The organism is Desulfosarcina cetonica JCM 12296, assembly GCF_001311845.1.
Classification (GTDB): Bacteria; Desulfobacterota; Desulfobacteria; order Desulfobacterales; family Desulfosarcinaceae; genus Desulfosarcina; species Desulfosarcina cetonica.
Window position 1 is genome coordinate 46,522 of sequence record NZ_BBCC01000005.1, and the last position, 22,022, is coordinate 68,543.

Sequence of the window (22,022 nt, forward strand, 5' to 3'; positions counted from 1 at the left end):
ATTCAACCACCACGTCATGAAACTCAGTGAACGCCTGAAATCCGATGTCTCCTGGGCCGACTACCGGGACAAAATCCAGGCCCGCGCCACGCTGGACCGGCCCACTTACAACCGGCTGAAGACCCAGGTGCACTTCCGGCTGGTCGAGCAGCTCGACTTCGCCTCACTGACCGAACTGCCCAAGGAGGCCCTGACCGGTTCGATCCGCGCCAGCCTGGAACAGATCACCACGGCCCATCACCTGCCGCTGAACCAGAAGGAACGCGCCGACCTGATCGCCGACCTGATGGACGAAATCCTGGGGCTGGGGCCCATCGAAGGGCTGGTTCAGGACGAGACCGTGCAGGACATCCTGGTCAACGGTCATGATCAGGTCTTCGTGGAGCGACGGGGGATATTGGAAAAAACCGACGTCCAGTTCCGGGACGACGATCACCTCATGCAGGTCATCGACCGCATCGTTTCGGCGGTTGGGCGGCGGGTAGATGAATCCTCGCCCATGGTGGACGCCCGGCTTCCCGACGGCAGCCGGGTCAACGTCATCATCCCTCCCCTGGCCCTGGTGGGACCGGTGGTCTCCATCCGCAAATTCGGCCGCCATCCGGTGACCATCGACCAACTGCTCGACAGCCTGGCCCTTACCGACGAGATGAACGCCTTCCTGAAGGCCGCCGTGCGGACCAAACTCAACATTCTCATCTCCGGCGGCACCGGCGCTGGAAAAACCACGCTGCTCAACGTCCTTTCCGGTTACATTCCGCTTGCCGAGCGCATCGTCACCATCGAGGACAGCGCCGAGCTGCGGCTCAACCAGCCCCACGTGGTGGGATTGGAATCACGGCCGCCCAACATCGAAGGACGGGGCGAGGTGACCCTGACCGACCTGGTGAAAAACAGCCTGCGCATGCGCCCCGACCGCATTATCGTGGGCGAGGCCCGCGGCGCCGAGGTGATGGACATGCTCCAGGCCATGAACACCGGTCACCCCGGTTCCATGAGCACCATTCACGCCAACACTCCCAAGGACGCCCTGTCGCGCATGGAGGTCATGGCCGGCATGGGCACGGCCCTGTTTTCCGAACGCGCCCTGCGGGGATTGATTGCCAGTGCCATCCACCTCATCGTGCAGCTGGCCCGCCTGCCGGATGGCAGCCGGCGGGTTATGTCCATCTCCGAAGTCCACGGCATGGCGGATGAAACCGTGGCGGTGGTGCCCCTGGTGGCCTTCGTCCAGGAAGGGGTCGATGACCGCGGCCGCGTCCTGGGGTGTTTCAAGGGCACGGGCAAAGCCTCTCTTTTCAGCGACCATATCCGCTCCCACGGACGGGCCCTACCCGAAGGGCTGTTTTCCCGATCCGTTCAGGTGGATTGATGGGCATCTTTCTGGCATCGATCGTTTTCCTGCTGGTTCTGGCATTGATCGGCGGTCTTCAATGGGTTTTCAACGCCATTGGGCGCAGGGAAAAACGGCAACACCTGCGCGTTTTCTTGAAAAGCCAGGCAGCGCTTCCCACGACGCCGGCGCAGTCAAAGGCGGCTGCGCCAAGCAGGCCGTCCGACAGCCGGTTGCTATGGGGCATGGTGGACCTGGTCCGCCTCGAAACCCTGCTGATGGCCGCCGACGTTCCCATATCGGCGCAGCGCATGGCGATTCTGGCCCTATTGCTGGGACTGGCGGGATTTTTGCCATCCTGGCCATGGCGCACAATTTCATCGGCGCCCTGCTGGCCATGGGGGCGGTCATCGGCCTGCCCCTGGCGGTCCTGCTTTACCGCCGACGCCGGCGGGACGAAGCCTTGGTCCGGCAAATGCCCGATGCCCTGGACATGATCGTGCGCGCCCTCAGGGTGGGACAATCGGTGGACAACGCCCTCAGGGAAGCCGGACGAAGCATTCCGGCACCGCTGGGCACGGAGATCCAAACTATCTACGAGGAGATGTCGTTGGGGATTCCCTTTACCGCGGCCCTGCAGAATTTCGAAGCCCGTTTCGCCCGGCTGGCCGATGTGAAGCTCATGACCACGGCCTTTATCATCCAGCGGGAAACCGGCGGCAACCTGACCCGGGTACTGAGCAATCTCTCCGATCTGATCCGCGATCGTGACACCCTCAAGCGACAGGTTCGCGCCATGACCGCCGAGGGACGGTCATCGGCGGTCATCCTGGGCGTTTTGCCACTCGCCGTGGGCGCTTTTTTCTGGATGATCCGGCCGGTGTATGTCCAGACGCTCTTCAATCATCCCATCGGCCGCAAAATGCTGCTGGTCGCGATTTTGTTGGAAACCGCCGGGTTTGTGGTGATGAAGTTGATGACGAGGATCGATACGTGAGTCCGCCGCTGATCATCGCCGCCATGGTCTTTCTGCTCGTTTTCGGCGGATTCATGAGCGCCTATGTTTTCCTGGAGGAGAAATACTGGCGCGCCATCCTGGCCCGCCGGCTGTTCGGCAATTCCCGGGAGGCCGTGGCCATGGTGGATCGGCTGCGGACGCCCTGGATGCGCACGGCCCAGCGTCTGGGCCGGGCGGCGATTCCCAAGGACGCGTCCAGCGTGGCCGAAATCCGGCAACTGCTGACCCACGGCGGTTTCCGTGGTCCCCAGGCCGTGACGCTCTATTTCGGCCTCCGCATCGGAGCCATGCTGATTCTGGGCGGCCTTTATCTGTTTTTCGCCCTGATCACCGGCCATTTGCGCTGGAGCGATGCGGTGGTGGTGTTTCTGCCCCTTGCGGTCGGTTACTACCTGCCGGCCGCCTGGCTGCGGATTCGCATCCGATCCCGGCAAAAAGAGATCTTCCGCGAACTACCCGACGCCCTTGACCTCGTGCTGATCTGTCTGGAAGCCGGCCTGAACTTTGACCTGTCCCTCTACCGGGTCAGCCGGGAGTTGAAACGGGTGTCTCCGGTCATGTCGGAAGAGTTCGGCCAATACTTCTTGGAGATCCAAAGCGGCCTGCCGCGCAAGGCCGTGCTGGACAATCTGGCGCGACGCAATGGCGTCGAAAGCCTCACCAGCGTGGTAGGGGTCCTGGTGCAATCCATCCGCTTCGGCACCAACATCGCCGAGGCCCTGCGGGTGCACATCGGTTCCATGCGCACGCGGAGAAGACAGCTGGCCGAGGAACAGGGCGCCAAGATGTCTACCCGGCTCACCTTTCCCATGGTGCTGCTGATTTTGCCGGCCCTGTTCATCGTCATCATGGGACCGGCCTTGATCAATATTTACGAACGTATTCAAGGCGGAGGCTTTTGATGGGCCGTGGTGTCCTTTTCGTGCAGGTGGGGGTCTGCTGGCTGATGATGGCCGTCTGCCTCGGCGGTTGCGCTGGCCGCTGGGGCCGGGAAACGGCCGCTGTCCGACCGCTGGAAACGCAATCCCGGCCGGACTGGCGGCCGACCACGACCGAACCCGACTACCTGGCCCTGGCCCGCGATCTGATCCAACAACACCACTATACCGTGGCCCTGCGGCAGCTGGACCTGGCCATCCAGGCAGACAAAAACACCGCCGAAGCCCACTACCTGCAAGGGGTGTGTCAACGGGAGACCGGCGACCGGGCCAGCGCCCGGGAGAGTTTCCAGCAGGCCATCCAGTCGGATCGCGAATATGCACCAGGCCACAACGGCCTGGGAGTCGTCTGGTGCATGGACGGGCAATACGAAGCGGCACGCAAGGCCATACAGAAAGCCGTCGCCCTGAACCCAGCCAATCCCGATTTTCTCAACAACCTGGGGGTAGTGGAAATACGCGCCCGTTTGGTCAAATCCGCCTTGACACGGTTCGAGCAATGCCTGCGCATCGCCCCCGATCATACCCGGGCGAAAAACAACCTCGCCGAATGCCTGGTACGACTGGGGCGGAACCAAGCCGCCCTGGCATTTCTGGAGAAGCATTTCCCGCCGGCCGCCGCCTGCAACAATCTGGGGGTCATCTATGAACGGGTCGGTTATCTGTCACAGGCCCAAGGCATGTTCAGAAAGGCCCTGGACATCGATCCCCATCTGGCCGCGGCCCGGCATAACCTGAACCGCCTGAAAGCCAAGGAGACGCCTCAACCATGAAAGTCAACCCGCTGAATCGGCTACGGACAATTCTATGCGACCTGCTTGCCGTTGTCTTGATCTCCGCCTGCAGCGCGCCTCCCCAGCGGCTCGATCCGCATTTCGGTGCCTGCCTGGAGGCAGGACTGTCGGCCCAGGCCATCAACCCAAACGCGCCGTCGGACCCGACCCCGGCGGACACGATGCCCGGCGACCTGGCCGATCAGATTTACAAGAAGCGTTACCTCAAGACCATGACCGAAGAGAAAAAGGAGAAGGATAATACGTCCAATCAGTTGAGCGGGCTGGATTAGGGTCGGGCTGTAAAAAAGTCATGCGAACCCACTCATCTCCCCCCACCCATCCGGCAGCGTGGCCGTGGTCGTCGCACTGCTCTTGACCATTCTGTTGGGCGTCATGGCTTTTACCATCGACGCCGGGTATCTCTACCTGAAAAAAAACCAGTATCAGAATGCCGTGGAGGCGGCGGCCATGGCGGGGGTGGTGGCCTTGTGTGAAAACGGGCAGGGATATGTCGAAGCCGTGGTCAGGAAAATTGCCGAAGAAAACGGAATTCCCGGGGATAAGGGTGAGCTGACGGTAAATTTTGGATACTACGACGAAACGGACGCGTACTCGGACTTCTCCAAATACAAAGATTTCGCGAATGAAGAAAACATGCCGGCCGACGAATATGTCAACGCCGTGCATGTGGTCTATTGGAGCGAGGCGCTGTCGTTGACCGGCATGGGACAGGATGCAAGTATTAGCAGTACAGCAGTGGCCTACCTAAAACGCATCGATATGGTCAGCCTGGACGAGGATGGAGAAATCCAACTGGGTCACAACAGCATTTGGAATGATGTGATCTTCTTCAGCAACGGCAATATCAAGTACCCGCAAAGCGCATCTTCCGGCGGCGGCATTTACCATGCGCCGGAATTCAATGGCTGCCGGTTGCTGGCTGCCGGACAGATCATGTCCTGTCCGGTGGATGTGGTTCCCTATAGCTGGTTCTGGGAAAGAATGGAAGTCCAATGGGAATCGGGTACTGCGGAGTCTGGTAACGACATGTGGTCCGGTATGGATCCAATTACGGAGGTCCAGCCGGTAAACGACGATTGCATGGATGAATGGCGCCAGAAGGCCGACCTCGTTTACACCCCGGATCAGGCCGGTCAGGACAATATTCTTTATTTTAGCGATAATAACCGTTATTATATCGATCCGGCCGGTCAGCACGGAGTTATCTTTTTTGATGCAGAATCGTCCGCAAACGCCGTTTTGCAAGTCGGCCCTTGGAATAATAGCGGGAATACATCGTCCCACTCCCCAAACGTACATCATCGCCGACCTGACCCTGGTGGCCACCTGTTCAATCAAAATCATCAATTACCAAACTACCAGTACCGGATCGGTAAGTCACTTGCTTCATGTGGGCGGTGAAGGCGAAAATCAGGTCCTGTTCGTATCCGCTCAAAACATTGAAGTATTTCCAATTAGCAGTGGCGATGTCGATTTTGAGGGAACTGTTTTTCGCACGGGAGGCGATTTCATCCAATATGATGGCGGCGGCGAAGGTGAACGGATACAAAGATTCAGGGTCATTGCCGACGGCAGCATTACCGGGAAATACATCACCAGCCTCACTTATATCGGCAGTCAGGGTCTGAACAGCTTAGAAGCCGCCAGTCGCTTCGGACCACCCTGTCCGCCGGTTCTGACCCGCTTGGGGCGACTGGAACCCGTGGTACAGTAAACGATGCCAGCCTTGGCTGTAAATGCAATCAACGTTTGAATTGCAGTGGAACGATAAGAGGCCCGTAATCGGCACGATTGATCTTGATGTTCAGCGCTAATGGTGGGGGACGATCGGCAGCGACGTAGTGACATGCAGACGATACGCCTGGCCGGAAAGCAGGGGGTCGATCCTGCAGTTCAGATCCGTCCGGTCCGGTCCCACGAAAAGGACTTCCAGCGATTTGCCGTCGTTGGCACGGATGATCAGCGTTCCTTTGAATCGACCACTGCCGCGGCAGGCCGGGCACCGACCGGTCTTAAGCGTCAATTGCGAGGGGTATGCCTCCACGGGCGCTATCAAATGGGCAAACACCGGCACCACGATGTGTTCCCGGCCCAAATGATCGCTCCGCAAATGGATTCGGCCCCGATATGAACCCAGTGACTTCCGTCGGTTCTCCACGGTCAGACGGTACCGTTTGCTCTCCACGACAGGCGTCAGGCCCACGGCAACGTTATCACCAAGGTCGTGGGACTCAATGTGCACGCTGAAAGGTTTTTTCGAGCGGGTTTCGATAAGTATCTCCTGCTTGAGGTTCTGTCCGGCAAACCCATTGAAGAATACCCGATCCGGTGTCAGAGACACCAGAGGCTGAATCCGCGCGCTGACCTGTAATAGAATAACGGGACGCGCCGGGTCATCACAATTTAACGCCGCTTTGAACGTTCGCTTCCCATGGACTCCGGAGGTACCGATCGTCAGGCACACGTCCTTCATCCCGGCGACGGGGATTTCCAGTGGGTAGTCCACCCGAGTACAACTGCATCCGGGCTTGACTTTGTGAATGTGCAATGGCTTTCCTCCGGAGTTGCCTATGGCAAAGCAGGCGTTCAACGTTTCTCCCTCAAGGACCGTTCCCAAATCGACACGGCTCTCGGCCAGCTCCACTCTGGGCGCATGATGATCATCCCCCGCGTACAAAACACATGGCAAAATCGGATTCGGACCGCTTAGAAGAAGGAAGCACACGGTCAGCCAAAACCGTCGGATCGTTCGGTGACTATTCATATTGCTGCCTATGATAGACCCGACCACCGACCCAAAGGGTGACGGTAACCGTTCCACTATAACCGGTTTCCGTCCGGTACAGGTCGGCATTTTGAGCCATGATGTCCCTATACTCGGTGGAATGGTCCACCGGTATGCGTAGCCAGATTTCGCCTTCGGCGGGTTGAATGTTGCCAAATTCACCCGATTCCTGGGCTGGCAGGGTGCCCTGCTTCTGGGCTGCAGTGGCGCCATCGGCCAACTCTGGATGGGACGCCTCGTACTCCAACTGCCAGACCGGGTTGTGGGTCTGGAGGGAAAGAATGGGAAGGGTGTCGCGAGCCACATCTTCATAGATTTGGTTGTTAACCAGCTCTAATTCGGCCTGGGCCAGCCGTATCGGATCAATGCGCGCCCAGGAGTTTTCAGGGGGGATGTAACCCGTTTCTGTTTTCGGGATGTCATCTGCAATCTGCGGTTGCCCGACGACGTCGGTGTCCGAATTCGATATCGGTGATGCTTCGGAAACCTTGCCGGAAACGGGATGAAGAAAGATGTTTTCTTCATGTGCCTGTTTTACGGGTACTCCCGGATGCGGATCATTCGAAGAATAATGGACGTAAGCGACGAACACTCCCATCACGAGAGCCGCCACACCAACCAGGATTGCTTTTTGCGTAATCTTCATTATTCTATTTCACCTTTGGTTCTGCCAGGTTCGCCAAATCAGGATTACCAACGGATAGGCAAACCCTTTTTACCTGAGGATATCATTCAAACGGTACCGTTTCCCTGTAACGGCCCATAAGCATCAGGTAGTCTGCATAACTTGCCGGCCCATCCCCATTAAAATCCACGGAAGCATCCCATTGAGACGATTCGGGATCGATGGTGGCCAGCAAACGCCAAAACCAGTAATCGCCGACAGCGACAAGGCCGTTGTTGTCTACGTCGCAATCACAGGGGTTACCGTAGCCGTCACCGTCCGAATCGGTTTGCAGGATATTCGCCGTTGCCTTGCAGTTGTCCAGGTTGTCGGGAATGAGATCCCGGTCAGCAATCGGCCCGTTCGGCGTTGTCAATCACCGTTTCGGTACGGCTGGTGACCAAGGTCTGCAACGGGTCGGTGGAGAGCGACGGATCGCCATGTGCGGTCTGGATCAACAAAGCCGTGGCCGCACCCACAATGGGTGTGGTCGAACTCGTATAAGTCATAGGCGCCACCAGGTCGGGGCGTGTGCGTCCGGCCGTGTATAAGTCATCCACGGCCGAGCAACCCCGACTGTGGATGCCGTCGGTACGACCCACGGCAATAACATTGAAGACCGATGCCGGCAAGGGACGCATGATTGTGGAACTGTTGACCAGGCCCACCGTCTGGATGCATTCGTCTCGGTCCACGGTCCAGTCCAGGCGTCGCAGCAGAACCGACGTCTCCGTGTCGTCATCCAGGCCCGATCCCACCCAGCTATGGTTCTATGGTTGGCCATGCGGCAGGCAGTCTGGGCCGGCTGGTGGGAATAGCCGGAATAGAGGTATCCGTATAACATCCAGTGACCGGCATTATGGACATCAATATCGGTGATGCCGGAAGCCATGGAGACGGAATCGCCGTAGAACAGTTTGACCACGCTGGTGGCATGGCTGGAAAAAATACCATCCGATGCCCCGTTACAGTCGTTCAGGGTTTCGCCGGAAAAAACAGTGTTATTTGGATCGGGCATCCATGTGTATGCATCATCCACAGTGGCCGCGGCCTCCACCTGACAAACAGGCAGGCCCGTGCCGTCCGGCAGGTCGTCGCCCAATTCGTCAGCCAACGTCACATAGCCGACGTCGGTTTTCCAGTCGGCCAGGACAGCCAGGAGAGAAAAAATGGAGGACAGCAACAGAAGTGTTATCGTCGTAAGGAAGCGACCATGACGGTTGTCAAACATTTGGTTTTGTCCATTCTAAAGAATACTTCTCCCGCCCCCAAACGTGAACCTGCCAGCCTGAACGGCCCGGCAGGCAAAAACAAAGCTCTAAAAGTTCAAATGGTTATCGGTCATGCCGCCGCAGACCAACCAAGCCAAGCAGTCCAGAGCCCAGCAGCCAGACAGCGGCAGGGACTGGGACGGCAGCAAGGTCAGCCCCTATACTCTCTGGTTGATAAGTAACTGGCAAACCGTCCTCTACAAATGTCATTGCCTGCCCTGATCGATAAAAAGCTTCGAAATCAGGCAAACCATCATCAACCAACAGCTGCAAATCATAGGTAAATGTAAGTGCTGCAACTTGAACTCTGTCATCAAGGACTATATCTGAAGACATAAAATTTAGCGCTTCTATTCCCTGAACATAAGGAGTACTATTCTCGAATGTAGAAAAGCTTACCCACCACTGGGCTCTATTTCTTCTCCGCTTAAAAACGAAATACCTTCAGACATGTCGTACAAAATATCAAAAGAGTAATTCGACAACGTCTCCCCTTCACCAACAATCCAAACATCAATTGTCACTTCCCCAGAAGATGGGTAATAGACGTCGCCATCATTGGACAGAGATATCCCATCAATGGTTAAATCAACATATGCTGCGTTGATTGGTGAAACTATAAGAAGGGAAAGAAACAGCCCAACAATGATAAATTCTATTTTCTTCATTTTTCCTCCACTGGCTGGTTATTACTTTGTTCTGAAATGCATTTGCATCGACTTATATTTTTTTACTATCCATGCATACTATCTTGATTAATAAAATGGAGCATCTTCGAACCACCGCCCCCTGAAGTTATTGTAATCGCTTATACCGACGGTTCCATCTGAGTCCATGTCAACGATAGGGTCGGTACCCAAAAACTCTGACCTAAAAATATTATAGTCGGAGATGCCAACAATTCCATCATTGTCAAAATCCGCATCGGCAGCATTCCCCCATCCATCCCCATCCGTATCTTCCTGACCGGCGTTGGGGGTGAGGTAGGCATTGTCCGCAGCATCCGGAATTCCATCGCCATCGCTGTCCGGCGCGGTATCCGGATAATAGATGGTCAGGCGCGGTGAGACGCCCGTCAGCCAGTAGTCAGTGGCCGACCCGGGGCTGCCATAGCAGGTACCGTTTGTCTCATAATAGGTGGGGTTCCACATCACGGCCAAGCCGCGGCCCCAGTTGCCGAACAGTATGCCGGTGGCTGAGTCATCCTGGCAGGGGTCGGGCGCGAAATACCTATACTCGCTGTTGTCGGACTTGTCTCCGTCGGTTACCGGCGAGGTGCGGGTACCATCGGCAATGTCGTTGACGATACCGGCCCTGATCAAGGCCGCGTAGCCGTTTTCACTCACGCCACCGGTTCCAAAAGCGTCACCACCGCCGATGTGCAAATTGCCCTCGGCATCCTCGCCCAGATAGGCGGCGCTGATAATGTTACTGGCGACAATCTTGGTATTTCCTTCATACGCGAGCGACGATCCGCTCACTGGATCCCACTCCGATGGCCCCCACACCTTCAGTTCCCCGGTACGATTCGTTGGGTAGGTGTAATATCCCAGGCCGGTAATCAGGTTGCCGTTGCCATCCACCTCCACATCCGAGGAAGCACCAGGAATGCCAAAAATCAGCGGTACACCTACGTGCGTGGAAGGATCGTTGTCCTCGGTGTCGATGGCACCGACACCGCTTGCAAAGGTGCAATCCGGATCCTCGTCATAGGGCTCGTCACATCCGTCGGGCCACATGCCGCCGTTGATCACGAAGTACTGATTGTCTGCCCAGTCACCGTCATAGTAAGCGACCTGTTGAAAAAGAGAGACGCCGCCGATGACATTCGTGGGCGCGTTATCACCATCCAGCTCGAAAAGAAGCGGCGGATTGGAAACGCTGAGAACGTGGGTGTCGATAATTGCCAGAGGGGCACCGTAACCGATCCCCAGGGCGATCTTGCTGCCGTCCGGCGAAACGTGGATGAAGCTGGGGTCCATTGTTGTCGGAACCGTAGCCACCAAGTCCCACTGGCTGGAGCCATAAGTTCGTTGCAGGTAGAGATTCTTACCGGTAGCGGCGATCAGGCGGCCCACGGCTTCGAATTGGCCGTCAATGACGTCCGTGGTACCGTCGGGGAAGAAATCGACGGCCGTGAACCAGCTCGGACCCGCACCTACGTATTGGCCCTCGACGATTGGGAGGTCCACCACGGCAGTCGTTCCGGCCGGTGTATTGTAATGATCGAAATCCTGCGCGGCGGCAACTATGGGCATGGACGCCACACAAAACGCCAGCACCCCTAGCCACTTAAAAATGCGTTTCATAGGTCCTCCTTTTCACTCTTTTCAAGTACGCAACAGGAAAGCCGAACACCCTTGCGGCAACCCGGCGCTCCCTTTTTCGGAATCTCTTGTTTGAAAGCCGCGCCGTACGATGGACGGGGGTGGCTTTCCACAATTTTTGATGGTGATAAATGAATTTTTTAATCCACCCATCGTAAATACGCATTTACTATTTTGCGCATTCCCCGTATTTATTTGCGCCGACGCCGCAAACCGACCACCCCAAGCAAGCCGCTGCCCAGCAGCCAGACCGCCGCCGGCACGGGTACCGGAGCCACATCGGCAAAGGCGTCCACTTCACCGCCGGAAAAGCCCTCGATCCCCTCGACCCTGACATATTGAATCCAATCATAGCCCGATTCGGCCAGGTCAAAGCCCGTACCGCCGCCGGAGCCGTCATAGAGGGCGATGGCATCGGCGGCGGACATGCCTCCCGCCAAAAGCGTATCGGCCAGATCCGGGTCCACCGGCTTGGTGAAATCCGACTCCGTGTCGGTCCACTGCTCGTTTTCGCTGTCCCAGAGATAAGCCTGGGTGGGAAAGGCGCTGTCGCAGTATGGGCCGCTGTCATAGGTGTACCATTCCTCCCCATCCTGGCTCACCGACACCACAAGCTGCTCGAACCAGGCACCCCCCACCAGCATGTAATCTTCCATATTGGAAAGATCGCTCACGAAACCGCTCCCGACATAAAACGGGTTGCCGAAAACCAAAAGGTCGATTCCGTATGGGTTCAGCGGATCGTCCTCAACCTGGTGATCGAATTTCACCGTGACATACTCGCCGGTGTTGAGGGTGGTGATCAGTTTTTCATCGTTCAGCCCCACATTCCAAGCTGGCTCGACGAGCTTGACCCTACCGGTTGCCGGGTCGAATCCGGAGTTTTTGAAGTTGGTCGAGGGTTTGCCAAGCACCGCGTAAGGATCATTATACAGGAATGACCCCGTAAGGAGCTGCTGTAATCCACCAGTTCGGTTGCAAAGCTGGAATAGCCGAAGGCCGGGGCGGCCAGCATGACAACGGCCATACACATTAAAATTTGGGTTACTGCTTTCATTGAATGTTTCTCCTTAGATATCAACGCAAAAGCAGAAGCTATCAAAACCGCCGCAACTGCAATTTTCTGTTTCATTTCTCGTTCCTTTCTCATGGACAGCGCATTTGTGAGCCGACTTTATTCACGAGCGTTCTTTTCGCTTCACCCCCATTAACCCCAACAAACTGCTACCCAACAGCCACACAGCGGCGGGAACGGGGACGGAAGACGTAGCTGCGTCGTCATAATAAGTCCGGAAAACCGCATCATCACCGGCGTAGAACCCGCCCTGATAGTACAATCCGCCATTCGGGTAAGGATCTCCCAGATAAGGATCTCGCGTGATCATGCCGGTTCCCACAATCTCGAAGACATACGTCTCGCCCACGGCAAGCCATAGGTCGGGATCAATATCGAAGAATGTATAGCCGTCCAAGCCAGGGGTCTCATAATCCGTGGTGTAAAGAATGTTTCCGGTTATGGTATCCTCTCTAATATTCAGGTAGGTCGAGCTGCCACCCAGGTAGGCGATGGCTGCCAAGTTAGACTGAGAAGGGATGAAGCTTTGGCCCATGGGACTAAAGACCGCGATGTTCAGGCCCCCTCCCCCTTGGGAATTCTCTTGATCGACAATTAGTGCAGCATGACTCCAAGCCGCCGACAAAACAAAGGTGGCAACCACTATAATTGAGAATAGTGCGCGTTTCATTTTTTATCTCCCTTTCTATCTTTAACGTCTTCTTCTCAAACTGGCCAAGCCAAGCAGCCCTGAGCCAAGCAACCAGACAGCAGCCGGCACGGGAACCGGCGCGGCAGCAAAGGGAATGTCAAGTTGGTCGTCGGCATAATCAGGCAGGGTGCCGAACCACATGATGGCGTTGATACCTTCAAACTGGCCGTCGGCGAGCAGTTCTTCAGTAATTCCGGCTGTGTTGAAGTCCCACTCGGAGTCTCCCCATGTACCCCATACCAAATCGGGGTCACTGGTGCTGGCCAGGTTCCAGCTACCCTCCTCGATGTGCATGTGACTTCGTTGTCTTCTTCGTCCCAGTAGCCGATGTTATTAACAAAGGCCCCGCCATAGCCAGTGTCTACGATCAGAATGCCGGCATCATTGAAAGCGGTAAGCATGTCCGACTCATAAGCCGTGCCGTCCCAGCGAAAACCGAAGGCATGGGATTCGGATAGAATATCCTTGCCGTTTGCTTCCTGATCCAACTTATTCCAATCCACCACCAGGATGGTTTCGTTTGCGCCGATACCGGCCCAGGCTTCCACATCCACCCAAGTCCCGTTGAAGTCATAGACCGCCGCGTGGGCGCCGGTCATCGTGCATAAAATGAAAAAACCAGTCAAAATCATGCGTAGAATCAATTTCATGTGGTTATACTTCTCCTTTGTGGTCTATTTATTTCTTCTGCAAATGCCGATCATCCCCATCAGTCCGCTGCCCAGCAGCCAGACGGCGCCAGGCAAGGGAACCCATGTGGTTGCGGTGTTGTCTGTCGACTGCCAATCTTTTAGCAATTGTCTAAAGGCTTGATCTTCAAAAAGGAAAGAAAAATCATAGAGATCCAGAGCCGTATAAACATAGGCATCGAATTCGTCTCCGGCCCAATCCGTGCCGTCCTCGGTGTTGTTCATGATGAACTGCAATTCCAACCCAAGGTCCGACCACGTGTCGCCAATGATGCCGAAACCAAAATCTTCCAGGCCTTCGCCCTCGACCAAAGTGCCGGTGGATGTTCTTCCGGAAACAATTGCGTCGAGATAATCTTCATACGCTTGATCGAAAATACCGGCCTCGGAATCATACGTAATGGAAAGGGATCCGGATAGCAACGTCAGGCTTTGGCGGCGGATATCCAACGCCAGTGTTGCGTCAAGACTGTATGAGTAGTCTTCGGCACTAAGAAAATAACTGCTTCCGGGTATTTCTACAGCCGCATCACCACTATTGGCGGCCGTGATTTGAGCGACGAACCCCAATCCCCATTGATAGGAGACATCGTAATCCACGATAAGACTGTCCACGGTTATTCGTGGATAGGCAGCATCGAAATCCCCAATCAAGGCGGCATTGGCATCGAAATTGATCAATAAGATAATAAAGCAACTCAACATTAAAACAGCAGTGCTTCTAATAATTCTAACTTTTGTTACATTCATTTTCATCATCTCCCGATTGCCTGTAAACGGGATTCAGGAACATCCCCCTTTTGCTATAGTTAACGTGAGTTCCAAACGATTCCGATCTTCGCTTTTTTTTCACCTCCCCTCTTTTACGATTTCACCGATCCGGGCAAAATAAAAATCCCGGACCGACAGACGCATCGATCCGGGGATCTTCCGTTTTTCTTAACAAGAAGTAGATCTTCCGGTGCCGACCCCGATCCACGGGGGTATGCGGCCTTTCAGGCAGGTCTTCTGACTTCCCCGCCCGCCCGGCGGCCTTCCCGTCACAAGAAGACAGTGGCGTATGATACCAGGCGGTACTCTCCGAATCGGTTTGACGGGGCATGAACACCCTTTGCGTCAAAACGATTCCGAGCGGGGTTACAGCGGCGGGCCCGTCCCTGATTTGCACAGGGTTCCCTTTTAAAGTCATGGGGCATGTTATCGCGAGAAGAAGTGCGCGTTTGGCGACCGATCTCCCATGTATCCCCTGACTACCCAAAAGTGATGGTGAATCTCAAAAGCCAAAGAACAAAAAAAAAGCCGGGTGACCTTTTCAGGGCAACCCGGCGTTCCTTTTGACGAGAGGTAGGATCCGTGGCTTTCCGGCCTCCGGTTACCCGGAGTGTGGCGTTTACCTGTTTGTTACGGGTAGGTTCTCGTTTTGTGTATACTTGACTTGCTTTATAAAAGATTGTAATTCCTTGCGGGAAACCGGAACTTCGTTGCGTTTTTTCTCACAATCCTGATGTTGACTGATGATAAGCGCTACGCTGACGCCGCCGGCCATTGCCAAAGGAAGAAGTAGCCGGACGAAACGCGGGGCAATCGTTTTAAGATGTCATCCTTCGGCGGCTGCCTATCACGCCCAGCAAACCGCTGCCCAGCAGCCAAACGGCGGCAGGCACCGGCACCGGTGCCACGTCGGCAAATGCATCAATCTCGCCAGCCAGTGATGCAGCGGCATTCCCCTCCACTTTGATATATTGAATCCATTCAAATCCGGATTCATCGAGATCGAAACCGGTACCGCCGGCGGATCCGGCATACAGCAACATGGCTTCGTAAGACGACCGTCCAGCAAAATCGGATTTTGTCAGGCTGGGATCCACCGGAAGGGTATAGTCGTTCTTGGTGGTGGTCCAGCCGTTACCGGTTTCGTCGAAAAGATTCGGGTCCCACACCCAGGGATTCGTGGGATAGGCGGTATCCCCGTATGGACCGTTTTCATAGGTGTACCAGGTTTCACCATCCTGGCTGACAGAAATCAGCAAGGGCTCTGCCATGGCACTTCCCGTCGTCAGAGTATACTCCCGGTGATCGGTATCGTCGTAGACAAACCCGATTAACGGAATCGTCTGTATTCTCATTTGAATATTCTCCTTTCCGTTTCCTGGGCCGATTGCGTTTCACGATTTCATTTTCCGACGGATGCCGATGATTCCCATCAAGCCGCTGCCGAACAGCCAAACCGCCCCGGGGATGGGAACAGCAGACTGAGCCGCCACAGGTGTAATCGGTGCCGATCCATCCCCATAACCGGCGGTTCCACTGAAGCTCCAGCCGTCCCAGGAACCGTCAGACAACACCCTGGCCGAAATTCCATAACCGGAGTAGGCCCAGTCAGACCCGCTGTCGCTCACCCAGTAGCTCCAATAGCCGGAGTACCAGCCTTCCACGTAGTGATCACCCTCGTCCGAGGGAGCGCCGTCTTCTCCAGGGTATTCTCCGGCTTCGTAGCCGAAACCGTCGTTATCCAGGTCATAGCCGATGCCCGACACGGTGTATGCGCCACCGAAAGACTCCCACCATACTAACTTTCCATACAGCCTGGCGTCGTCGCCGTATAAACCGCCGACATAAGGGCCGCCGGTGGCGGTTCCGCTGCCGACGATGGCCGCAAACATATCCGCACCGGTAGCTTCGCCGTCCCAGCGATATCCCCAGACCAGCGACTCGGGTTCCTTGCCGTCCCGCCAGTCGATCACCAGAGCGGCTTGATTCTCGCCTTCGCCCACCCAGTAGGTGATGTTGTCGAAATCAAAGTCCGTGTAAGGGCTGGCCTCGGCGGAAGCTGCGTCATCAGCAGGATTAAGAAAACAAGCCCGTAAACAAAAAAGGTTAACAAACGGTTTCTTTTCATGAGCCATCCTCCTTCTTTTGTGTGTTTGGAGTTAAATCTGGGATGAAAAATGTAAAGAAAAGTTGAGAATTTGTTATAGACGATATCGCTCAACGATGATTGAATTTTTTTGCGCTTAACGTGCACTTTGTTGCGTTTGTCAATGGTGGCGGAAGAGGAGAGACGTCTTAGGAAATGATGACATCCGAAAGGAAGACAGGAAGTGAAAGACGGTGAGTAAAAATCACAGCTTGCGTGGTGGCTGACGAAAGGACAATGAGCAGGATGGGGAGAAGAGGACTTCGAACCCATCGGCATAGTCCGATCGCCGCTTAGGATGGAACCCGTCGATCGCCCTGAGCTGAACACCGATGAAGCCCTGGCGGATCAGTTCGCCCTGCCGTTCGATGTTTGTCAGGCGGACGGCGATGGATTCATTTGTTGTCTCACCACCACCGAAGGGTCGGGTGAGGTCCTGGTAGACGATGTAGCGCAGTTTTCCGTTATACTTTCGTTTCAACTGCCGGATGGTGAAGCCGCTTTGCAAAAGAATCTTGATGTTCCAGTAATTATAAGGCGATACGGTTGCGCAGAGGTGGATATGACGCTGCAATTGCCGGATGCGCGCAATGGCCTTGACGTTCATTCGCCAGCCCAGTGAATTGCCCCGGAAATCGGGGTGCACACAAATCATCTGCAAATTGGCGACCTGTTTCAGCGCATCGGCGGATTCCAGTCCGATGTCATACCCCAGGTTCCATTCGCGGTCGTCCACATCCGGGAAATAGACGTTACGAAAGGCGATGAGCCGGTTTTGCACGAAAACACCGAGGATGAACCCTTGGGCAGCGATATGGCGCGCCATGAATGGCCGGGAAAAGGCTTCCAGCAGATCTTTCTGGCTCAAACGGTCAATGATGACCGCCTGAAGGGCCATGATCTGCGGCAGGTCGCTTTCGGCCAAATAGCGCATTTCAAATGCGGCGTCCGCCGCACCAAGCGCCGTCGGCCATTGCTTCAGGGTTCCGATTTCAATCATGCCGCTCCTTTTGAATCGTCTGCTTTTGAATCGCCTGCCGTTGGTGAGCGACCGGTTTTTCTGAATAGGGGGCCGCTTCCCAAAGGGTCGCGGTATTGTCATGGCCAGCGCTGGCGATCATGCGATCGTCCGGTGAAACGGCAAGGGCGACAATCGGCGACGAAGGGCCGCGCAGTTCCAGGAGTTCCTGACCGCTTTGCGCATCCCAGACCTTGATGCTCTTATCCCATCCGGTGGAAATGAGCCGTCGCCCGTTGTCGACATACCGCACGGCACAAATCGATCCGTTATGTCCCGTGAGGGTCTGCCGCAAGTCACCGGTGGAAACGTCCCAGACCTTGATGGTCTTGTCCCAACTGGCGGTGGCGAGGCGCCGGCCGTCCGGGGAGAAGGCCAGCGCATAAACCGCCGCCGAATGCCCGTCAAACACCTGGGTGGTCGTTCCGGTAGCGGTTTCCCAAAGCCTGACGGTGTGGTCCTTGCTGCCGCTGGCCAGCAGACTGCCATCGGGAGAGAATTGAATCGCGACCACGGCATCCTGGTGGCCCGTCCAGGTGGCCGTTTCCTGAAAGGTCGTCAAATCCCAAAGTTTGATGGTCCGATCCCAGCTTGCCGTGGCGGCAGATTTGCCGTCGGGAGAAAAAGCCACGCCGGTAATGGAATGGGTGTGCCCCGAAAGCCTGGATACGATTTCGCCCGTAGCGACCCGCCAGAGGATGGCCGCGTTGTCCGCGGCCCCGGATAAGAGGAGACGGCCGTCCGGGGAAAAGGCCACCGCCGCCACGCGCCCATGGTGACCGCTCAGCGTCATGATGGCGGTCTGATCGGCGATGTTCCATAGTTTCAGCGTGCCGTCATGGCTGCTGGTGGCCAGCGTTCGGTTGTCCGGGGAAAAAGCGACACCGCTGACAAAACTGCCATGGCCGATGAACTGGATGCGGTCTCGGCTGCGCTGGGCGTCCCAGCACTTGACGGCCCTGTCGGCGCTGCCGGTCAGGATATATCGGCCACTGGGAGAGAAGTGAACGGCCTGGACGCTATCGGAATGGCCCTGAAGCCGGATCAGCGGCCGCCCGCTGGTCGCATCCCAGACGATGGCGCTCTTGTCGGCGCTGCCGGTTACGACCCGCTGGCCATCCGGAGAGAACGAAGCCGCATAAATGGGTCCCGTATGCCCTTGAAGCCGGCACACCGGCGGGCTGCCTTCATCGGTCTGGACCAGCGCCGTATTCTCCAAGGTTCGTTTGATGAAACGGGTTTTATCCGGCGAATAAAACAGGTAGGCGCCATCGTCCCGGGTTTCGTAACCGGCCTGGGTCATGGCACCGCTGCCGATATCCCAGAAAAACATCAGGCCATCGGTATGGATGGCCCATAGCCGCCGATTGTCCGCCGACAAACCGACCTTGTCGATTTTTCCGGCGATGCCCGAATAGGTGCCGACCACCTGGCCGTCCGCCAGATTCCACAACTTGATGGTGCCCCCCCGATCGGCACTGACAAAACGCCGCTCGTCCGCTGAGAACGCCACGGCGACGATCGATCGGTCGTGGCCCCTGAAGGTCGCCAGTTCCAGATCGCAAAGCCGCATGAGACGGCCCCATTCCCAGCCGCGCAGGTTTTGCGGCAATTTATGCAGCAGGGTTTGTGCTTGGGAAAAAAGCTGGTCGTTCAATTTGCGGGCGGCCAAGGCAATGGCGGTGTAGTAATTCTCTTGGAGTGCTTCGGTTTGGGCGATGCGCATCTGGTGCTCCGCCGAAACCGCAAGGTCCTTTTGCGCCTTGACGATAAAAAAGCCAATGGTGACCACGGCCAGGGTGACCAGGACCAGCGTCAGGGAGGCGAGCTTGAGCCAGCGGATATGCTTTTGATGCACCTGGCGCTCCGCTTTGGCCGCCACTGCTTTTCCCAGCAGGGCCCGATGCGCGCCCTGGTCCGCATCGAGGAGCGAGATGGCCAGATCGTAATCCTTGTTTTTGAAAGCGGCGCCGGCGTAATCCAGATTGACTTTGATTTTGGCCGCCGCGGCCCGTGGATTGTCCGGCCACATCAACAACGCGTTTTCATAGCTGAACAGGGCCATCTGATAGTCCTGATAGGCACGCGAGGCCTTGGCCCGGGCATGGATGTCAGCGGCGCCCTGGCAAAGGGTGATGCTTTGGGCATGGGACTGGTAATCCCGGATGGCCTGGCTGAATTCGGCCACATCCTGATACCGTTGGGATGGATCCGTGGCCATGGCCTTCAAGGCGATATCGATCAGCTCCGACGTTTTCTTCGTGGGTTGAATGACATTGCCGGCCACTTTTCTGAGGCATTCCTTGAGGCTGCGGCCCGATGCGGGGTCAATCCGGTTTCGATCTCATAAAGGATGCCGCCCAAAAGGTAGATATCGCTGAAGTGATTGACCCGGCTGGCATCGGCGTCCACCATTTCCGGTGCCATGTACAAAGGGGTACCGGCCTGGCTGGACAACGGCGACAGCGCTTCGGCCTTACCCTGGCCCGACGGACTGACCGCGACGCCCCAATCCATCACGAATACTTCTCCGTAGTCGCCCAGCATGACGTTGTGCGGCTTGAGATCGCGATGGATCACCCCTTTGGCGTGGGAAAAGGCAATCGCATCACAGACCCGCAGCAGGATGTCGATATTCTCGGCTTCGGTTTTACTGCCGATCACCTGGCTCCAGGCAATTCCCTTGACCTTCTTCATGGTATAGAACAAACGCTGCTCTTGATCGATACCGAGATCGTAGATGGGGACGATGTTGGGGTGATCCAAATCTCCGGTCACCACCGCTTCCGAGAGAAAAAGCGACTTGATCAGCGCATCGTCGGCCATTTCGGGCCGGATGACCTTGATGGCCACCTCGCGGTCGATGGTATTCTGGTCGGCGGCATACACCAGCCCGCAGGCGCCCTGCCCGATTTTATCCTTGAGCTTGTACTCCAATCCGTGGGCCGGGTTGTCATCGCTGTCGCCGATCGTGCACTTCCGAATCAACAGATGGGCGTTGCGCCGCGACGGGGGTTCAGGAGGCGTCTGCACCCGAAGTCGGTCCGGATCGATTTCGGCAGCGGAATGATCGAGGACGAAGGTGGGAATGGTTTTACAGGTCTGCCAGAGGATAGGTGTCTCGGCCGAATGGGTTTTCATCTCGCCTCGCTCCATCGACGCCCCGTCATCAGTAAATCTCGTCAGCCATGTTGAGAATTTCGACCGGTGGATCATAGCCGATGATCCGAGCCGCTGCGGTGTTGATGGCGATACGGGGCGGGTCCTGAAACAACTGATCCAAATCACGCGGTTTGGCGCCGTTGAATATTTTGGCGATGGTCTGGGCGTGAAACGCGGCGACATATTTGAAGCCGCGCGGGCAATGCTCAACAGCACGCCGTGTTGGACCTCATTCGACCCGCTTTGGGAAAAGGTCGGCACCTTGCAGGGATGGAAAGGCGCGAGCAGCTCGGCCATTCGATGGAGATCAATGCCCCGATGAACAGTCATGTACAAGGCATCGACCTTCGGCGCCAATTCACGGTGGCAGTTCAAGACGGCCTGGAAGGCCTCTTCTTTACTCACATTCGAAAACGGGGCGTGACAGGCAACGATGGTGAAATGCCGTTCCTTGGCCAGCTTCTCCACATCCTTGATGGCGGCATAGGTTCTGCCCTCGACCGTATCGGTTTCATAGACGATACCCAGCCGGGTAAACCCGAAAATGTCATGAAAAATGCGCAGCTGGCGTTCATAGCGGGTGGGATCGACACGGGCATTGAGGTGATCAAAGCCGGAGTCTTGCGCACTTTTGATGATCTTGGCCCCCACCGGATCGCTGGAGGAGATCACGACGGTCGGAACATGGTGCCGGTGGTTGGCCAGGTCCTGACCGGCCCAGGTTCCCATGGCCAGCATTAAATCGATGTCTTTTTGGGTGTTGAGCCGTTTGATGACGGCACGCTGATTTTGAATGCGTTGCTTTTTGATATCCCAATTGGACGACCAATAGGCATCCGCCACAAACGTGATGTAGTCGCTTTTGATATTTTTGCTGATCCAAAGCCATAACAGCGATGTATCGGCCTCATCGCCCAGGGGGAGGGTGTCGATCTTTTCCACCCATCCGAGGTCCGCCAGGGCAACCACCAGGGCTTTTAAATTAAGCGGATAATTGCTGTAGGGTCCCCCTTCCAGGTACCCGATGCGCCATTTCCGGCCATGATGGGTGGTGGGCTTGATCGAAAATAGGAGTTCACCGGCCGCGCCGACCGATGCCGCATGGAGGCAGGCGATCAACATCACACCAATCATCATCCATGATTTCAATGGCATCATGCAGGGCATCGAACCCCGTTTCGGCCCCTCTTTCAGGTGCCGCTGTTTTTTATGCACGGTCATTCAGAACAACCACTCTGTTTTCAGGATCGCAACCCACACTCAGGATCATCGCCAAATCCGAAATAAACTTGAAACGATTTTTCCCCTTGGGTCCAAGCGCCGGGTACCGCTATCGG

25 protein-coding genes and 2 riboswitches are annotated in these 22,022 nt (G+C 56.2%); of the genes, 9 read left to right on the plus strand and 16 right to left on the minus strand.

Features of this window, described 5'->3' with window-relative positions; translation table 11 throughout:
* The first annotated feature begins 16 nt into the window (after positions 1-16).
* From JCM12296_RS02110 to JCM12296_RS02145, 8 genes are read left to right on the plus strand one after another with little or no spacing between them, the layout of a single operon-like run.
* The gene (locus tag JCM12296_RS02110; protein WP_054689290.1) at positions 17-1,372 is read left to right on the plus strand and encodes a TadA family conjugal transfer-associated ATPase; all 1,356 of its coding nucleotides are present in this window, start codon (positions 17-19) and stop codon (positions 1,370-1,372) included.
* A complete protein-coding gene (locus JCM12296_RS43240; RefSeq protein ID WP_054689291.1) occupies positions 1,372-1,830 on the plus strand; it encodes a hypothetical protein in 459 nt (152 codons plus the stop codon). The genes JCM12296_RS02110 and JCM12296_RS43240 overlap by 1 nt, the downstream gene beginning before the upstream one ends.
* Complete coding sequence (locus JCM12296_RS35685; protein WP_246803922.1) at positions 1,827-2,330, plus strand: type II secretion system F family protein; 504 nt, start codon at positions 1,827-1,829, stop codon at positions 2,328-2,330. Before JCM12296_RS43240 ends, JCM12296_RS35685 begins: the two co-directional genes overlap by 4 nt.
* Positions 2,327-3,253, plus strand: a complete 927-nt coding sequence (locus JCM12296_RS02125) for a type II secretion system F family protein (RefSeq protein ID WP_054689295.1) — start codon at positions 2,327-2,329, stop codon at positions 3,251-3,253. Before JCM12296_RS35685 ends, JCM12296_RS02125 begins: the two co-directional genes overlap by 4 nt.
* Positions 3,253-4,062, plus strand: coding sequence for a tetratricopeptide repeat protein (locus JCM12296_RS02130; protein WP_054689297.1), 810 nt, complete (start codon positions 3,253-3,255; stop codon positions 4,060-4,062). Before JCM12296_RS02125 ends, JCM12296_RS02130 begins: the two co-directional genes overlap by 1 nt.
* A complete protein-coding gene (locus tag JCM12296_RS02135; protein ID WP_054689300.1) occupies positions 4,059-4,355 on the plus strand; it encodes a hypothetical protein in 297 nt (98 codons plus the stop codon). The genes JCM12296_RS02130 and JCM12296_RS02135 overlap by 4 nt, the downstream gene beginning before the upstream one ends.
* Positions 4,356-4,413: 58 nt before the next feature.
* Complete coding sequence (locus JCM12296_RS02140; RefSeq protein ID WP_054689302.1) at positions 4,414-5,487, plus strand: pilus assembly protein TadG-related protein; 1,074 nt, start codon at positions 4,414-4,416, stop codon at positions 5,485-5,487.
* The gene (locus tag JCM12296_RS02145; RefSeq protein ID WP_157067307.1) at positions 5,468-5,800 is read left to right on the plus strand and encodes a hypothetical protein; all 333 of its coding nucleotides are present in this window, start codon (positions 5,468-5,470) and stop codon (positions 5,798-5,800) included. The genes JCM12296_RS02140 and JCM12296_RS02145 overlap by 20 nt, the downstream gene beginning before the upstream one ends.
* A gap of 96 nt (positions 5,801-5,896) precedes the next feature.
* Here the strand turns inward: JCM12296_RS02145 and JCM12296_RS39585 are convergent, their stop codons facing one another.
* From JCM12296_RS39585 to JCM12296_RS02165, 4 genes are all read right to left on the minus strand, one after another.
* Positions 5,897-6,940 carry a DUF1573 domain-containing protein gene (locus tag JCM12296_RS39585; RefSeq protein ID WP_306303937.1) on the minus strand — a complete coding sequence of 348 codons (1,044 nt, stop codon included), beginning with the start codon at positions 6,938-6,940 and terminating at the stop codon, positions 5,897-5,899.
* Complete coding sequence (locus JCM12296_RS39590; RefSeq protein ID WP_054689308.1) at positions 6,843-7,517, minus strand: hypothetical protein; 675 nt, start codon at positions 7,515-7,517, stop codon at positions 6,843-6,845. The genes JCM12296_RS39585 and JCM12296_RS39590 overlap by 98 nt, the downstream gene beginning before the upstream one ends.
* An 82-nt stretch (positions 7,518-7,599) precedes the next feature.
* Positions 7,600-7,911: a thrombospondin type 3 repeat-containing protein gene (locus tag JCM12296_RS02160; RefSeq protein WP_054689310.1), complete on the minus strand. Its 312-nt coding sequence runs from the start codon at positions 7,909-7,911 to the stop codon at positions 7,600-7,602.
* Positions 7,883-8,293 carry a hypothetical protein gene (locus JCM12296_RS02165; protein WP_054689312.1) on the minus strand — a complete coding sequence of 137 codons (411 nt, stop codon included), beginning with the start codon at positions 8,291-8,293 and terminating at the stop codon, positions 7,883-7,885. Before JCM12296_RS02165 ends, JCM12296_RS02160 begins: the two co-directional genes overlap by 29 nt.
* A gap of 101 nt (positions 8,294-8,394) precedes the next feature.
* On the opposite strand from JCM12296_RS02165, the gene JCM12296_RS41205 reads away from it, so the two are divergent.
* Positions 8,395-8,988 (plus strand): hypothetical protein, encoded by a 594-nt coding sequence (locus JCM12296_RS41205; protein ID WP_218187936.1) that lies wholly within the window; start codon positions 8,395-8,397, stop codon positions 8,986-8,988.
* Here the strand turns inward: JCM12296_RS41205 and JCM12296_RS50045 are convergent.
* From JCM12296_RS50045 to JCM12296_RS02230, 12 genes are all read right to left on the minus strand, one after another.
* Complete coding sequence (locus tag JCM12296_RS50045) at positions 8,870-9,142, minus strand: VPLPA-CTERM sorting domain-containing protein (protein ID WP_083455724.1); 273 nt, start codon at positions 9,140-9,142, stop codon at positions 8,870-8,872. The genes JCM12296_RS41205 and JCM12296_RS50045 overlap by 119 nt on opposite strands.
* A gap of 59 nt (positions 9,143-9,201) precedes the next feature.
* Positions 9,202-9,474, minus strand: coding sequence for a hypothetical protein (locus JCM12296_RS02175; protein ID WP_054689316.1), 273 nt, complete (start codon positions 9,472-9,474; stop codon positions 9,202-9,204).
* 87 nt (positions 9,475-9,561) lie between these two features.
* Entirely contained in the window at positions 9,562-11,115 is a 1,554-nt protein-coding gene (locus JCM12296_RS02180; protein ID WP_054689317.1) for a thrombospondin type 3 repeat-containing protein, read from the minus strand.
* A 209-nt stretch (positions 11,116-11,324) separates the two neighbouring features.
* Positions 11,325-12,047, minus strand: a complete 723-nt coding sequence (locus JCM12296_RS41215; RefSeq protein WP_054689319.1) for a VPLPA-CTERM sorting domain-containing protein — start codon at positions 12,045-12,047, stop codon at positions 11,325-11,327.
* 264 nt (positions 12,048-12,311) lie between these two features.
* Positions 12,312-12,878 carry a VPLPA-CTERM sorting domain-containing protein gene (locus tag JCM12296_RS02190; RefSeq protein ID WP_054689321.1) on the minus strand — a complete coding sequence of 189 codons (567 nt, stop codon included), beginning with the start codon at positions 12,876-12,878 and terminating at the stop codon, positions 12,312-12,314.
* Between the two features lie 21 nt (positions 12,879-12,899).
* Positions 12,900-13,193, minus strand: a complete 294-nt coding sequence (locus tag JCM12296_RS50050) for a VPLPA-CTERM sorting domain-containing protein (protein WP_083455725.1) — start codon at positions 13,191-13,193, stop codon at positions 12,900-12,902.
* Positions 13,194-13,573: 380 nt separating this feature from the next.
* Positions 13,574-14,338, minus strand: a complete 765-nt coding sequence (locus JCM12296_RS02200; RefSeq protein WP_157067308.1) for a VPLPA-CTERM sorting domain-containing protein — start codon at positions 14,336-14,338, stop codon at positions 13,574-13,576.
* 231 nt (positions 14,339-14,569) lie between these two features.
* Positions 14,570-14,811: riboswitch (cobalamin riboswitch) on the minus strand.
* Positions 14,812-14,901: 90 nt separating this feature from the next.
* Positions 14,902-14,986, minus strand: a riboswitch (cyclic di-GMP riboswitch).
* Between the two features lie 191 nt (positions 14,987-15,177).
* Positions 15,178-15,714 (minus strand): PEP-CTERM sorting domain-containing protein, encoded by a 537-nt coding sequence (locus JCM12296_RS40940; RefSeq protein ID WP_054689329.1) that lies wholly within the window; start codon positions 15,712-15,714, stop codon positions 15,178-15,180.
* Between the two features lie 39 nt (positions 15,715-15,753).
* Positions 15,754-16,494 (minus strand): hypothetical protein, encoded by a 741-nt coding sequence (locus JCM12296_RS02215; RefSeq protein ID WP_054689331.1) that lies wholly within the window; start codon positions 16,492-16,494, stop codon positions 15,754-15,756.
* A 216-nt stretch (positions 16,495-16,710) separates the two neighbouring features.
* The gene (locus JCM12296_RS02220; protein WP_054689333.1) at positions 16,711-17,505 is read right to left on the minus strand and encodes an N-acetyltransferase; all 795 of its coding nucleotides are present in this window, start codon (positions 17,503-17,505) and stop codon (positions 16,711-16,713) included.
* Positions 17,498-19,810, minus strand: a complete 2,313-nt coding sequence (locus tag JCM12296_RS02225) for a WD40 repeat domain-containing protein (RefSeq protein ID WP_054689337.1) — start codon at positions 19,808-19,810, stop codon at positions 17,498-17,500. Before JCM12296_RS02225 ends, JCM12296_RS02220 begins: the two co-directional genes overlap by 8 nt.
* Entirely contained in the window at positions 19,765-21,906 is a 2,142-nt protein-coding gene (locus JCM12296_RS02230) for an ABC transporter substrate binding protein (protein ID WP_054689340.1), read from the minus strand. The genes JCM12296_RS02225 and JCM12296_RS02230 overlap by 46 nt, the downstream gene beginning before the upstream one ends.
* Between the last annotated feature and the right edge of the window lie 116 nt (positions 21,907-22,022).

Bases quoted from the DNA above. Each gene is read 5' to 3' on its own strand.
- JCM12296_RS02110 (WP_054689290.1), top strand. From the start codon at position 17: ATGAAACTCAGTGAACGCCTGAAATCCGATGTCTCCTGGGCCGACTAC.
- JCM12296_RS43240 (WP_054689291.1), top strand. From the start codon at position 1,372: ATGGGCATCTTTCTGGCATCGATCGTTTTCCTGCTGGTTCTGGCATTG.
- JCM12296_RS35685 (WP_246803922.1), top strand. From the start codon at position 1,827: ATGATCGTGCGCGCCCTCAGGGTGGGACAATCGGTGGACAACGCCCTC.
- JCM12296_RS02130 (WP_054689297.1), top strand. From the start codon at position 3,253: ATGGGCCGTGGTGTCCTTTTCGTGCAGGTGGGGGTCTGCTGGCTGATG.
- JCM12296_RS02135 (WP_054689300.1), top strand. From the start codon at position 4,059: ATGAAAGTCAACCCGCTGAATCGGCTACGGACAATTCTATGCGACCTG.
- JCM12296_RS39585 (WP_306303937.1), bottom strand. From the start codon at position 6,940: ATGCCGACCTGTACCGGACGGAAACCGGTTATAGTGGAACGGTTACCG.
- JCM12296_RS39590 (WP_054689308.1), bottom strand. From the start codon at position 7,517: ATGAAGATTACGCAAAAAGCAATCCTGGTTGGTGTGGCGGCTCTCGTG.
- JCM12296_RS41205 (WP_218187936.1), top strand. From the start codon at position 8,395: ATGGACATCAATATCGGTGATGCCGGAAGCCATGGAGACGGAATCGCC.
- JCM12296_RS50045 (WP_083455724.1), bottom strand. From the start codon at position 9,142: ATGTCTTCAGATATAGTCCTTGATGACAGAGTTCAAGTTGCAGCACTT.
- JCM12296_RS02175 (WP_054689316.1), bottom strand. From the start codon at position 9,474: ATGAAGAAAATAGAATTTATCATTGTTGGGCTGTTTCTTTCCCTTCTT.
- JCM12296_RS02180 (WP_054689317.1), bottom strand. From the start codon at position 11,115: ATGAAACGCATTTTTAAGTGGCTAGGGGTGCTGGCGTTTTGTGTGGCG.
- JCM12296_RS02190 (WP_054689321.1), bottom strand. From the start codon at position 12,878: ATGAAACGCGCACTATTCTCAATTATAGTGGTTGCCACCTTTGTTTTG.
- JCM12296_RS50050 (WP_083455725.1), bottom strand. From the start codon at position 13,193: ATGCACATCGAGGAGGGTAGCTGGAACCTGGCCAGCACCAGTGACCCC.
- JCM12296_RS02200 (WP_157067308.1), bottom strand. From the start codon at position 14,338: ATGAATGTAACAAAAGTTAGAATTATTAGAAGCACTGCTGTTTTAATG.
- JCM12296_RS40940 (WP_054689329.1), bottom strand. From the start codon at position 15,714: ATGAGAATACAGACGATTCCGTTAATCGGGTTTGTCTACGACGATACC.
- JCM12296_RS02215 (WP_054689331.1), bottom strand. From the start codon at position 16,494: ATGGCTCATGAAAAGAAACCGTTTGTTAACCTTTTTTGTTTACGGGCT.
- JCM12296_RS02220 (WP_054689333.1), bottom strand. From the start codon at position 17,505: ATGATTGAAATCGGAACCCTGAAGCAATGGCCGACGGCGCTTGGTGCG.
- JCM12296_RS02230 (WP_054689340.1), bottom strand. From the start codon at position 21,906: ATGACCGTGCATAAAAAACAGCGGCACCTGAAAGAGGGGCCGAAACGG.